At 59.0% G+C, this 12,379-nt stretch carries 12 protein-coding genes and 2 pseudogenes; 1 reads left to right on the top strand and 13 read right to left on the bottom strand.

What is annotated here, in order from left to right:
• Positions 1–55: 55 nt before the first annotated feature.
• The 9 genes and pseudogenes from GKR99_10645 to GKR99_10605 form a co-directional block, all read right to left on the bottom strand.
• Complete coding sequence (locus GKR99_10645; GenBank protein NKB27978.1) at positions 56–763, bottom strand: hypothetical protein; 708 nt, start codon at positions 761–763, stop codon at positions 56–58.
• 114 nt (positions 764–877) lie between these two features.
• Positions 878–1,836 (bottom strand): IS630 family transposase gene (locus tag GKR99_10640; protein ID NKB27977.1). Its coding sequence is split into 2 segments (ribosomal slippage): positions 878–1,492 and positions 1,495–1,836, totalling 957 coding nucleotides; the frame shifts between segments, so codons are not numbered across the junction.
• A 469-nt stretch (positions 1,837–2,305) separates the two neighbouring features.
• On the bottom strand, positions 2,306–3,814 hold the full coding sequence (locus GKR99_10635) for a mannitol dehydrogenase family protein (GenBank protein NKB27976.1): 1,509 nt from the start codon (positions 3,812–3,814) through the stop codon (positions 2,306–2,308).
• A complete protein-coding gene (locus GKR99_10630) occupies positions 3,802–4,575 on the bottom strand; it encodes an L-iditol 2-dehydrogenase (GenBank protein ID NKB27975.1) in 774 nt (257 codons plus the stop codon). The genes GKR99_10635 and GKR99_10630 overlap by 13 nt, the downstream gene beginning before the upstream one ends.
• A complete protein-coding gene (locus GKR99_10625) occupies positions 4,572–5,576 on the bottom strand; it encodes an ATP-binding cassette domain-containing protein (GenBank protein ID NKB27974.1) in 1,005 nt (334 codons plus the stop codon). The genes GKR99_10630 and GKR99_10625 overlap by 4 nt, the downstream gene beginning before the upstream one ends.
• Before the next feature lie 11 nt (positions 5,577–5,587).
• Positions 5,588–5,848: pseudogene (locus GKR99_10620) on the bottom strand (carbohydrate ABC transporter permease).
• 186 nt (positions 5,849–6,034) lie between these two features.
• Complete coding sequence (locus GKR99_10615) at positions 6,035–6,640, bottom strand: ABC transporter permease subunit (GenBank protein ID NKB27973.1); 606 nt, start codon at positions 6,638–6,640, stop codon at positions 6,035–6,037.
• A gap of 12 nt (positions 6,641–6,652) precedes the next feature.
• Positions 6,653–7,531, bottom strand: coding sequence for an ABC transporter permease subunit (locus GKR99_10610; protein ID NKB27972.1), 879 nt, complete (start codon positions 7,529–7,531; stop codon positions 6,653–6,655).
• A gap of 111 nt (positions 7,532–7,642) precedes the next feature.
• Positions 7,643–8,647, bottom strand: coding sequence for an extracellular solute-binding protein (locus GKR99_10605; GenBank protein ID NKB27971.1), 1,005 nt, complete (start codon positions 8,645–8,647; stop codon positions 7,643–7,645).
• On the opposite strand from GKR99_10605, the gene GKR99_10600 reads away from it, so the two are divergent.
• Positions 8,646–8,801, top strand: a complete 156-nt coding sequence (locus GKR99_10600) for a hypothetical protein (GenBank protein NKB27970.1) — start codon at positions 8,646–8,648, stop codon at positions 8,799–8,801. The two genes, GKR99_10605 and GKR99_10600, sit on opposite strands and share 2 nt — an antisense overlap.
• 101 nt (positions 8,802–8,902) lie before the next feature.
• Here GKR99_10600 and GKR99_10595 read toward each other — a convergent pair.
• The 4 genes and pseudogenes from GKR99_10595 to GKR99_10580 form a co-directional block, all read right to left on the bottom strand.
• A pseudogene (locus GKR99_10595) lies at positions 8,903–9,190 on the bottom strand (sugar ABC transporter substrate-binding protein).
• A gap of 103 nt (positions 9,191–9,293) precedes the next feature.
• Positions 9,294–10,301 (bottom strand): substrate-binding domain-containing protein, encoded by a 1,008-nt coding sequence (locus tag GKR99_10590; GenBank protein NKB27969.1) that lies wholly within the window; start codon positions 10,299–10,301, stop codon positions 9,294–9,296.
• Positions 10,302–10,409: 108 nt separating this feature from the next.
• Positions 10,410–10,784 carry a hypothetical protein gene (locus GKR99_10585; GenBank protein ID NKB27968.1) on the bottom strand — a complete coding sequence of 125 codons (375 nt, stop codon included), beginning with the start codon at positions 10,782–10,784 and terminating at the stop codon, positions 10,410–10,412.
• A 210-nt stretch (positions 10,785–10,994) separates the two neighbouring features.
• A complete protein-coding gene (locus GKR99_10580; GenBank protein NKB27967.1) occupies positions 10,995–12,191 on the bottom strand; it encodes a hypothetical protein in 1,197 nt (398 codons plus the stop codon).
• Positions 12,192–12,379 lie beyond the last annotated feature (188 nt).

The raw sequence follows: 12,379 nt of genomic DNA, 5'->3' as shown, positions 1-12,379 counted from the left end.
AAGCGCGGCCAGACCAAACTGACCGCGCCTTTGTTGTCATGACTGGCAAATGTGCTCAGTTGGTCAGCAGGTAATAGCTGTTGCGCAAACGACCCATGTTCGAAACCCGGACATAGAAATAGCCATCCCACAGCGGGTTGAAGGCGCAATAGAACCGATCAGAATAGCTGACATCCAGACAGATCGTGTTGCCATTTTCGTCACTGACAATCACGTCCAGATCCGCATCACCATCACCAATGATCGAGATTTCGGCGAACCGGCCACCAAAGAACGGGATCTCCCAATCGTCGTTGTAGCCTGCGGGAAGGCGCGACAGGGTGCGCGACGCGCCCCCGATCCGACCACGAGACCCCTCGTCCATCGCATCCTGAACCAGCCCAGCGATCATGTCGTTTTCACCCGCCAGTTCGGCGGCCTTGGCCAGCATCATTTCGGCATCTGCCGGCGCGTCGACACCGGTGCCATCTTCGGTCGTGTCGCGGGTTTCATCCGCCGCACTTGTCGCGCTGCGATCCGCGTCGGTAATGTCGACATCCTTGGTGATACGCGCCGCCGACAGAACCGCAATCGCATCGCCGTTCGCGACACCGTAAGCATACAGATCCTGCGCCATCGCAAGCTGAGAAACCGCGCCCGCCTCGGCCTCGCCAATCGGGGCCACGTTGGTGCCGGACTTGTCCTGTGCAGCCACGGGCAATGCGGCCAGACCTGTTGCACAAACCATGGCCGCGCCAAACGCGCCAATCCTGAATTTTGTCATTCTCTTCCCTTTCAATACCGTTGGGCATCCGAAGATGTCTGGCCAAGCTTTGCAAAAAACCACGGCCATGAAAAGGTTTAGCCAGATGAAAAATGCGGTTAAAGCGTTTCGACATTAACCTGAGACATATCCGGCGGCCTTAAAGTAGTTCCAGCATTCTACTGGGTCGTAGAGATCGCAGATTGCTCCGATTGCTTCGAAGACCTGGGTAAAGGACCTGGCCCCGATCCGTCGCAAATGGGCTTTCAGTTTAGAGAAGGCCTGCTCGATGGGATTCAGGTCGGGCGAGTACGGTGGCAGGTAAAGGAACCAGCAGCCGTGATTGCGTAAAGCCTGCGTCGCCTCCTTATTCCGGTGGGTTGCCAGGTTGTCGAGAATGACGACAGTGCCGGGGTTGATCTCGGGGACCAGCACTTCGCGGATGTAGGCCGCGAAGGCGGGGCCATCTATCGCTCCCTTGATGACCCAAGGTGCGATCAGCGCGCCTTGGGTCAGGCCCGCGATCAAGGTTTGGGTTCCCCAGCTTCCGAAGGGCGCATCCATCGTCAGGCGCTTACCGCGCTTGGCTCTGCCGCGTAGGCGCGTGAGGTTTGTCTTCACTGCGGTTTCGTCAATAAAGACAACGCGCTCAGGAAAGGTCGCAATGGCTGGCGAGCGGTATCTGAACCAGTCGGCCCGTTGCTGCCTTACCTTGGCGCGGCGGCGCTCGGTTGCGACCAGCGACTTTTTTTGTACGTGAAGCCGAGCCGGGACAGAAGGTTGGCGATGGAGGAGTGATGCACCCGCACACCCTCTGCATCGGCCAGCGCATTACGCAACTCAAAGAGCGTGATGTCAGGGTCTTGTGCGATCAACTCCTCAAAGAATTCCCGATGCGGAGCCAGCTTTCCCTTGCCGCGCGGCGGTCCCTGCCGGGCAGGTTCCGCATGACCCTTCATCCTCACCTGACGCGCCCACCGCGCGCCTGTGGCAGGCGACAGCTTCAACCGCAACGCCGCCGCGCGCCCGCTCAACCCTTCTTCAATGTATCTCTGAAACCGTATCCGAAGCGCAGATGGCAAAGGTGCTGACATGATCCATCCTCCCAAACAGGATGAATCACAGATCAGGTCTCAAGGGAATCCCTCGCGATTCAGGTTCAAGCCGAAACGCTTTAGAACATCATTCACTTAATCTGGAAGGATGCCCGAAGCCGGGCGCGCGCCGGACCGGCGGGCTGGCGCAGCGACGGTGCATAGGCATGATTTATCGGGAGGGGTTAGTCGGTAACTATCCCGGATACGCCCACCTCGAACCGACGCCAGATCGGTGGGGCCGGTCCGGCGTGCGCCCTGCGCCTGCGGCGCGCACCGGGCGCAGACAAACCCGAAAACAATTGAGAAATTAAGGATGGCGTTTTGGCTTGCCCAAGCCACTTTCAGGAACCGCGCGGTCCTGCAGGTCTGGCAGGCGTCTTGTAACTCCGCCGGATCGCAACAGTTTCGTACCAGTGGCACCGGCAAAGGCCCGTAACCCGGATTGCCAAACCCTTGCGGCTAACGGTTAGCCATCAATGTACTGGCGCAGTGTCTTGCGGCAGCCATCGGACCAAAGGCGGGTCAGCCAGCCATCAAAGGCCGCTGCAAACTCGGCGTTTCCTGCAAGATCGCCGTAGATCTGCGTCTGTTCCAGCCAGGCCACGGGGCGGGTCTTCGCGTTCAGCGCCGCGGCATTCAGCCGGTCCCAGAACGGATCGTTCGCCTCGATCACCGAACCGTCGTCGCGCGTGCCCGCACACATCCGTGCCCAAAGCGCCTCGACCAGCGCCAGACCCGATACCGACCCTTCGGCCGCCAGCGCATCGCGCAGGATCGGCAAGACAAAGCCGGTGTGACGGGACGAGCCGTCAAAGGCCACGCGGCGGGTGGTGTCGTGAATTTCGGGGTTTGCGAACCGCGTGACGATCAGGTCGGCATAAGCGGGCGCTGACATCTCTGGCACAGGCGGCACATAGGGCGTGATTTCGTCGCGCTGTACCTTTTTGAACAGGCCCAGCACATCCGCATCGGCCATGCAGTCGGCGATGGTGGCAAGCGCCAGCAATTCGCCGGCATTGGCGATGACCTGATGGCCCGCGTTCAGCACCCTGATCTTCATCAGCTCATAGGCGTGAACCTGATCGGTGAAGGTCGCCCCGACGCGATCCCAATCGGGCCGCCCGGCGCAGAAGTCATCCTCCAGCACCCACTGGCGGAAGTTTTCATGCGTCACCGGCGCCGCGTCGTCGATGCCAAGGCTGCGCGCCAGTTTGACCTCTTCCGGGCCAGTGGCGGGAACGATGCAGTCGACCATCGAGTTGGGAAAGCTGCAATTCGTGTCGATCCAATCGGCAAGCTCGGGGTCCGACATCCGGGCCAGCGAGACCACCGTCTGACGCAGGATCACCCCGTTGCCTTGCAGGTTGTCACAGCTTTGCCCGGTGAACGGGCCCGCACCACTTTCGCGCCGTTGCCGCAGCGCGGCGATCATCGCACCAAAGGCGGTGCGTGGGGTATCCGGGTTTGCGGCGTCATGGCGCATGTCGTCGTGGTCCGCGTCAAAGCCAGCGCTGGCCGGATCAACGTAATACCCGCCCTCGGTCACTGTCAGCGCCACGATCCGCGTCGCAGGATCAGCCATCGCGGCGATCAACGGGCCATTGCCCGCCTCAATCGGCAGATAGTCGATCATCGATCCGATCACCTCGGCCGAGGTGCCCGAGGGGTCAAGCTCGATCAGTGTGGTCAGGCAATCCTGTCCCAGCAGCCGGTCGCGCATCGCCGCGTCATAGGGGCGCACGCCCGCGCCGATGATCGCCCAATCATGCGCCTGGCCCGCCTGCATCAGCCGATGCAGATACCAGGCCTGATGGCCACGGTGAAAATTGCCAAGGCCGATGTGGACAATCCCGGGCGTCAATTTACTGCGGTCATAGACCGGGCGCTGAACCGCCTTCGGCAAATCGCCCAGCGTTGCATCGCTCAACCGCACAAGCGCTTGTTTTTCCACAGCATCGGCCATCAGCTCATCCATTGCCCGCCATCAACATTATACGTTTGCGCCACGATGTACGCGGCCTCGTCGCTGGCCAGAAACACGGCCATGCCAGTCAGATCCGCCGCCGTTCCCATCCGGCCATAGGGCACCGCCGCGCCCACCTCGGCCTTTTTCTGCCCCGGCGCTTTGCCTTCGTATTTTGCAAAGAACGCATCAACGCCGTCCCAATGCTCTCCGTCCACGACGCCGGGCGCGATGGCGTTCACGTTGATGCCATGCTGAATCAGATCCAGGCCCGCCGATTGCGTCAAGCTGATGACCGCCGCCTTGGTCGCACAATAGACGGCAACCAGCGGTTCACCCCGCCGCCCCGCCTGCGACGCCATGTTGATGATCCGCCCCTTCAGCCCACGCGCGACCATGTGGCGTGCGACGGCCTGCAAAGTGAACAGAGTGCCCGCGACGTTGATGTCAAAGACGCGGGCGAAATCAGTGCGGTCAATCTCGACAATTGGCACGGCCGAGAATATCGCCGCGTTGTTGATCAGAATGTCGATCTGGCCCAACTCATCCACGACCTCGGCCACGGCACCATCAATGCTGGCCTGATCGGTCACGTCCATCTCGACCGCGATCGCAGCGGGCCCCAGATCAGCCGCCGCCGCCCGCGCCCGCGTGATGTCGATATCTGCAATGGCCACCCGCGCGCCTTCGCGCAGATAGGCCCCGGCAAAGGCCAGGCCGATACCGCGCGCGGCGCCGGTGATCAGCGCGCATTTGCCCGCCAGTCGTGTCACGCGATCCGCAGGCCCTGCGCGTCAAAGCGATGGATCACATCCGCCCGCGGCGTCAGGTGAACCGTGTCACCATAGCCGAACCCGACCTCTCCGCCGGCGCGCACGGTGATGACATCGGCCAGCCCGGTATCAAGGATATGAAAAAACGTGTCCGAGCCGAGGTGTTCGGACACCCCGACCTTGCCGGTCCAGGTCCCGCCGGAATCCGACACCGCGATATGTTCGGGGCGCACACCAATGGTCACCGCGTCATGTTTCGCGGCCTCGGCCCCCTCGATCAGGTTCATCTTGGGTGACCCGATGAAGCCCGCGACGAATTTGTTGCGCGGTGTCTTATAGAGTTCCAGCGGGCTGCCGACCTGTTCGATCACACCCGCCTGAAGCACCACGATCTTGTCGGCCATGGTCATCGCTTCGACCTGATCATGGGTCACATAGATCATCGTCGTCTCAAGCTTCTTGTGCAGCTCGGAGATTTCCATCCGCATGCCGACCCGAAGCGCGGCGTCAAGGTTCGACAGCGGCTCATCGAACAGGAAGGCGGCCGGTTCGCGCACAATGGCACGACCGATGGCGACCCGCTGGCGCTGACCACCCGAAAGCTGACCCGGACGGCGATCCAGATAATCGGTCAGGTTCAGTGCCTTGGCGGCAGCTTCAATCCGCTTGTCCTGTTCGGCCTGATCCATCTTGGCCATGCGCATCGGGAAGGCGATGTTTTTGCGAACCGACATATGCGGGTAAAGCGCATAGCTTTGGAACACCATCGCCAGACCGCGTTTTGCCGGTGGCAGGCCGGTGGTATCCGCCCCGTCAATCTCGATATTGCCCGAGGTCGTGTCCTCAAGCCCCGCAATCAGGCGCAGCAGCGTGGATTTACCGCAGCCCGAGGGGCCGACGAACACCACAAACTCACCGTCGTTGATCTCAAGGTCCAGCGGCGGGATGACTTCCACATCGCCGAATTTCTTCTGAACCTGCTTAAGCTGAATACGTCCCATGTCGTTATTCCTTACTTAACGGCGCCGAAGGTCAGACCCCGGACAAGTTGTTTCTGACTGAACCAGCCAAGGATCAGGATCGGCGCGATTGCCATGGTCGATGCCGCGCTGAGCTTGGCATAGAACAGACCCTCTGGGCTGGAATAGCTGGCGATAAAGGCGGTCAGCGGAGCGGCCGTGGCAGCTGTCAGATTCAGCGTCCAAAAGGCTTCGTTCCAGGCCAGAATGACATTCAACAAGACCGTCGAAGCCATGCCTGGGATCGCCATCGGCATCAGCCGATTGTGTTGAAAAACTCCGAAATCAGAGCGTCGCGGATTTCTTGCGAAAACCTATGAAGCGAAATAGTCGGAAAGCTTTGACCACGAGACAGCGCATGGCTGCGCGTGAGCGCATGTAGGCGATTTGGGCCGACCCCCGCGCCAAAAATTTAGGATCGGGCTGCATGGAAAGAAAAATCATCGTTCAGGCCCTAAAACGGAGTTTTTCAACACAATCAGCACATAGAGGATTTCCGAGCGTAAGTTGGCCCCATCCATGCGCGCCGCCTCCAGAATCTCGCCCGGAATCTCTCTGAAATAGGTATAGAGCATCCAGACGATGATCGGCAGGTTGATCAACATCAGCACAATCACCAGCCCGGCGCGGCTGTCCAGTAGTCCCATTTTGATGAACAGCAGATAGATCGGGTAAAGCACACCAACCGCCGGCAGCATCTTGGTCGACAGCATCCACAACAGGATGTCCTTCGTCCGATTCGAGGGCACGAAAGCCATCGACCAGGCCGCAGGAACTGCGATGATCAGACCAAGAAGAGTCGAGCCGACCGCGATGATGACCGAGTTGAAGAAGTGCTTGCCGTAGTCCGACCTTTCTTGCACCACCCCGTAGTTCTCGAATGTCCAGGAGGCTGTCAGCACTTCGATTGGAGTCCTGATTGCGTCGCTTTCTGTCTTAAAGGAAAGGACGAAGATCCACAGGATCGGGAAAAAGATCAAAAGACCAATCCCCCAGGCGACAGCCGTATTGATTGCCTTGCGTTTGCTTGTGACTGCGCGGGCCATGATTTCTCCTCCTCACGCGTCCAGGTTCTTGCCAACGATGCGCATCAGGAAGATCGCAACGATATTGGCCAGAATGATTGCATAGACACCACCGGCGGACCCCAGTCCGATATTCTGACTCTCCAGTACGCGCTGGAAGATCAGGTATGTCAGCGTCCGTGTCCCGAAAGCGCCGCCCGTGGTTACGAAAATCTCGGCAAAGATCGACAGAAGGAAGATCGTCTGGATCAGGATCACGATGGTAATCGCCCGGCTTAGATGCGGCAGAACGATATAGAAAAAGCGTGACAGAACCGGCGCACCATCCATTTCCGAGGCCTCAAGCTGCTCACTGTCCAGCGACTGGATCGCGGTCAGAAGGATCAGCGTGGCAAAGGGCAGCCATTGCCAGCTTACGATCATGATGATCGACGGCATACTGGCCTGGCTTAACCACTCGACCGGTTGCGCCCCCATGGCGCGCCAGGTGTGGGCGAAGAAACCATTCTCGGAGTCCATGAAAAGGTTCTTCCAGACCAGGGCCGAAACCGTCGGCATGACGAAGAACGGGGCGATGACCAGGATCCGGACGATCCCCTGTCCCCACATCGGTTGATCCAGCAGGATTGCCAGAAGTATTCCGAGTATGATCGTGATAACCAGAACGCCACCGACGATCAAAAGCGTGGTCATGACGCTGGGCCAGAATGAACTTGAGCTGACAAAACGGACGTAGTTGTCAAAACCCACCCATTCCAGACCGTTTTCAAGCGAGTCACCGCGAAGTGGCAGGTACTTCTTGAAGGAAAAGAACAATGTCATCGTCAGCGGGACAAGCATCCATCCCAATAGCAGGACCACTGCGGGGGCCATCATCAGGCGGGCAGCTGAACGTGAGTGTTGTGTAGCCATTGGACACATCTCCTCAGTTGACGGGCTGTTGCCGTCTCAAACGATGACCTAGTTGTTGGTTAAAGTGAAGGGCCCGAGGGCGGTCGACGCCGCCCCCGGGTAAAGATGTGCTTAGCGGTAGCCAGCGGCTTCCATTGCGTCGTTGGCAATGGCCTGGGCTTTTGCCAGAGCTTCTTCAACGGTCTGCTGACCAGCATAGGCTGCCGAGAATTCCTGGCTGACTTCCGTCGCGATACCAGCAAATTCAGGAATGGCTGCGAACTGAACGCCAATGTAGGGAACCGGATCAACCGTCGGGTTGTTCGGATCGGCCGCAAGGATCGCGCTCAGGGTTGCTGCTGCGAACGGCACTTCCTGATACAGCTCGTTGTCATAAAGCGACTGACGCGTTCCCGGAGGAATGGCGGCGTGGCCGTTTTCGAAGCCAACAAGGCGCATGTAGTCAGGTCCGGTTGCCCAGGCCATGAACTCTTTAGCCGCATCAGCTTTCTGCGTACCGGCAGGGATTGCCAGCGCCCAGGCCCAGAGCCAGCCCGAGTTTTTGCCAAGACCGGTATTCGGCGCAACGGCCCAACCGATGTTGCCAGCAACGTCAGATGTGCCGCCCTTACCGTCTTCGGCCAGCCAGCCTGCTGCAACGGTTGCGTCCATCCACATGCCGCACTTGCCCTGACGGAACAGCGACAGGTTTTCGTTGAAGCCGTTGGTGGCATAACCCGACGGACCGGATTCAGCCATCATGCCGGTGTAGAAATCCAAAGCGGCTTTCCACTCTGGCGAATCGAAGGTGGCATTCCAGTCTTCGTCGAACCAGCGAGCGCCAAAGGCGTTGCCCAGAACGGTGATGATGGCTCCGCCTTCACCCCAACCGGCTTTACCGCGCATGCAGATGCCGTTGATGCCAGCGTCGCGGTCAGTCATGGCCGCAGCAGCTTCCCGGATAAAGTCCCAGGTCGGCTCGGAAGGCATTTCAAGACCAGCTTTTTCCAGCAGATCGGTGCGATAGTGAACCATCGAGCTTTCTGCATAGAAAGGGGCCGCATACAGCGTGCCTTCGTAGGACAGGCCGCCGCGAACAGCTGGCAGGATATCTTCAACGTCATAATGTGCGGGCATGTCGTCCAAAGCGACCAGCCAGCCATTTTTGGCCGATTGTGTTGAAAAACTCCGAAATCAGAGCGTCGCGGATTTCTTGCGAAAACCTATGAAGCGAAATAGTCGGAAAGCTTTGACCACGAGACAGCGCATGGCTGCGCGTGAGCGCATGTAGGCGATTTGGGCCGACCCCCGCGCCAAAAATTTAGGATCGGGCTGCATGGAAAGAAAAATCATCGTTCAGGCCCTAAAACGGAGTTTTTCAACACAATCGGCCCAGATCGGGGTTTCGTACATACCAATCATCATCACGTCAAAAGCGCCGCCTTTGGTGGTGATGTCGGTCGTCACGCGCTGACGCAGAACGTTTTCTTCCAGTGTCACCCACTCGACCGAATGGCCGGTGCGGGCTTCAAAGTCTGGCGTCAAAGCCTGCATGCGGATCATGTCGTCGTTGTTGACGGTCGCTATGGTCAGCGTGGTTGCGTGGCTTTCAGCAAATGCGCTGCTTGCCGCAATCAGCGACACGACAGTTGCTGCACCAAGTGTGCCTTTCAAGTACATCCCAGTCCTCCCTGTTGATTGGATGTTCAATTGCCATCGCAGCATAGGAGAAATTATAACGGCGCGTCAATTAAAAATTTTACGCGCGTAAATTTTTGATCAATCAGGCTGACTCTCGCATGATCAACCGGGCCGAAAACAGCGTTTCCTCGCGCTGCTCGAACCGCCCACCGCTTTCGATCAGGCGGAACAACGTCTCAACCGAATGGTCCGAGACCGAGACATAATCATGCGCCGCGGTGGTCAGCGACGGGCAGGTAAAGCGTGAGAACGGGTGGTCGTCATGGGATGCCACGCGCAGGCGGCACCCCTCAGCCCGCCCGACGCTGACGCCCATCTCATAACAGGCCGAAAGAAAGCCGATGGCCAGGCGGTCATTGCTGCAAAGCACTGTATTGGTTGGCAAAGACATGCTTTCCAGAATGCTCAGCGCGCCGTTGCGCCCGATCTCTTCAAAGGCCCAGCCGGTGCCATCAACCTGGATCACATGCGGCTCCAGACGCAGGCGCTCCATCATCCCAAGATAGGCATGGCGGCGTTTATTGGCGTTCGGGTTGGCGGGGTTGCGCATCTCGAAAAAGCACGGCGGTTCGCCGGTGCGGGTCAGGTATTCAACGGTCTGCGACACGAAACTGTAGTTGTCGGACCCGACGAACGCCTCGCCCATGCCATCGATATTACTGTCGAACAGCACCGTCGGGACATCGCGGCAAAAACTCTCGATCTCGGACTTGTCTGATTCGCGTCCCAACGGGGCCAGCAACACCCCCGCCGGTTTGAGCGAGCGCAAACTGTCCAGAATCGTCACCTCTTGCGCCTTCTCGCCGTGCGAACTGAACAACGTCGGTGAAAACCCCGCGTCGATGCAGCGGCGTTCGATCACGCGCGCAATCTCTCCGAAAAATGGATCGGCCAGATAAGGCACAACGATGCCGATATTCTTGGTCAGCCGCCGGTTCTGGTTCATCGCATAGATGTTGGGGCGATAGTCATAGCGTTCCAACGCCGCCTCGATCCGCGTCCGGGTCGAGGCACGCACACTGTCCGGGTCATGGAAATACTTCGACACCGTGGGGCGGGAAATGCCACTTACCGCGGCGAATTCCTCCATATTCCTGATCTTCGCCTCGCCCAAGACACGCTCCTCGTGGGATGTACGGGCTTACACTATCGCAGAAAATTTGTCGCGCGCAAACATTGTGATGGCCGCAGTGATCGATCAGATCTCGGCCAGGCGCAATCCGTCTGACAGGTTCTGACCATAACGCCGCATCATTCCGATGGGATAATCCGCGTCGCCGATCATCCGTTCGATCGTGAAATCGCGTTCCAGCGACTGGAGCGTGCGGACCTTGCGCGTCAGCTTGTCGGTTTCGCCTTCAACCGCATAAAGTGCCGCAAGATACCGGATCGGCGGGCGGAACGCCGGGGCCAGCGCGCTGGCGCTTTCGCCGTTTAAAATGGCCTCTTGCGTGTTACCGGCCAGTGCGGCTGTGACCGCCACCTGGAAATCACACCAGAATTTCAATCGCGTCCCTTCGGCCAGCGCCTTGGCGTTCTGCGCTGCAACATAAGCCGCGCGCGTTTCGCCCATGCATTGCAACGCATTTGAATAGGCCGATTGTGTTGAAAAACTCCGAAATCAGAGCGTCGCGGATTTCTTGCGAAAACCTATGAAGCGAAATAGTCGGAAAGCTTTGACCACGAGACAGCGCATGGCTGCGCGTGAGCGCATGTAGGCGATTTGGGCCGACCCCCGCGCCAAAAATTTAGGATCGGGCTGCATGGAAAGAAAAATCATCGTTCAGGCCCTAAAACGGAGTTTTTCAACACAATCGGCCCACCACGCCAGCGGGTTGCAGCGGTTTGCCTCTACGCTTTGCCGCGCCAGGTGAATGCCCGCTTCGTAGTTCTTTTCGATATTGATCCGGGCGTTCGCCACCGCCGCCAGAACGATCGAGTTGCTGGGATCGTCCTGCAAGGCCAACCGGCAGGCTTCGGCGCAGCGTTCCACAAGTGCAGCATCCGCCTTGATGTGGCGTTCGACATACTGGATCGTCAACGCCTGCGCGATCCAGGCCTGGAATACGCCGCGCGGCTCTATCTCCCAGGCTTTTTGCAGCAGGCGCAGGGCGAATTCGACATCGCTGCTGCCGATCGAGAACATCTTGCGCACAGCGATCTGCGCCAACATGCTGGCGCTTGGTTCTTCGCTGCCGCATGCGCCGATCTGGGATGTCGCATCCATTGCCGCACTGGCCGTCTGGGCGGTCAGACGGCAGAAAGCGACGTTGGAATTCAGATCCGGATCACCCTCGTTCACTTCGGCGCTGCCCGACCAGAATGCAGCCTCTCGCGCCATGTCTTGAACCAGAACCCGAAGCGCAACGCCGCTGCCGGTGCCCTTGCTGGACTGAACCGAGATGACGATGCTGTCAGGCTCCATCGTTACGAACTGCGCGGTACCGGCATGGGCCGTGCATGTTTCTGACAGTGACTTCAGAATGTTATGGCGCAAGGCCTCGGCCAGTTGGTGGCCACCTGCGCCCGGGTCACCATCACAGACAACGACGACGCTGCGCTGGCGACGGGCCGCGGTCATGCGCCCCGAGGTTGCCCGCGCCGTCTGCTCGCGCATGGTACGCTCGGCCGTCAACCAGGCCTCGAACGCCTTGTCGCGCACGCTCAGCCCTTCAAGGAACCGCGATGCATCGGTCGTCCCGTCCGGGCAATCCTGAACCACGCGCACCCGTTCGGGGTTCAGCTTGATCGAGCTGCGGCTGGCAATCAGCGCGTCCGGTATGCCCGAGAATACGCGTTTCAATTCGGCAAGACACTGTCGCAGACTGGCCGCGCGCTGTTCGTGGCCGCGATCGCTCCACAACATTTCCTGCAGGAAACTGCGGCTGCGTTCCAGATGCGGGTCGGTCACAAGCAGCGCAAGAACACCGGCAGTCTTGCGCCCTTTGGGCAGCCGACTGTTGCCGACCAAATCGGTCACCCGAAGTGGCCCAAAGCATTCAATCGTAATGCCCGGACCCCCCAAGTCCACATTACCGTCCATCCCGCCCTCCAAAGAGGTTTGCATAACAATCTAAGCACACGGGTCGGAATTGAGCAACGTTTCAGCGATTTTACGTGAAATATTCGTAAATTTATTAACGGTTTGTTGACGCTTTCTTAATACTT

This window comes from Paracoccaceae bacterium (assembly GCA_012103375.1).
Classification (GTDB): domain Bacteria; phylum Pseudomonadota; class Alphaproteobacteria; order Rhodobacterales; family Rhodobacteraceae; genus WLWX01.
This window is presented reverse-complemented; position numbering and strand designations above follow the sequence as displayed.

What these genes read in the sequence shown, in the direction of transcription:
- GKR99_10645 (NKB27978.1), bottom strand. Translation starts at nt 763, where the DNA reads ATGACAAAATTCAGGATTGGCGCGTTTGGCGCGGCCATGGTTTGTGCA.
- GKR99_10635 (NKB27976.1), bottom strand. Translation starts at nt 3,814, where the DNA reads ATGGATGAGCTGATGGCCGATGCTGTGGAAAAACAAGCGCTTGTGCGG.
- GKR99_10625 (NKB27974.1), bottom strand. Translation starts at nt 5,576, where the DNA reads ATGGGACGTATTCAGCTTAAGCAGGTTCAGAAGAAATTCGGCGATGTG.
- GKR99_10615 (NKB27973.1), bottom strand. Translation starts at nt 6,640, where the DNA reads ATGGCCCGCGCAGTCACAAGCAAACGCAAGGCAATCAATACGGCTGTC.
- GKR99_10610 (NKB27972.1), bottom strand. Translation starts at nt 7,531, where the DNA reads ATGGCTACACAACACTCACGTTCAGCTGCCCGCCTGATGATGGCCCCC.
- GKR99_10600 (NKB27970.1), top strand. Translation starts at nt 8,646, where the DNA reads ATGTCGTCCAAAGCGACCAGCCAGCCATTTTTGGCCGATTGTGTTGAA.
- GKR99_10605 (NKB27971.1), bottom strand. Translation starts at nt 8,647, where the DNA reads ATGCCCGCACATTATGACGTTGAAGATATCCTGCCAGCTGTTCGCGGC.
- GKR99_10590 (NKB27969.1), bottom strand. Translation starts at nt 10,301, where the DNA reads ATGGAGGAATTCGCCGCGGTAAGTGGCATTTCCCGCCCCACGGTGTCG.
- GKR99_10585 (NKB27968.1), bottom strand. Translation starts at nt 10,784, where the DNA reads ATGGGCGAAACGCGCGCGGCTTATGTTGCAGCGCAGAACGCCAAGGCG.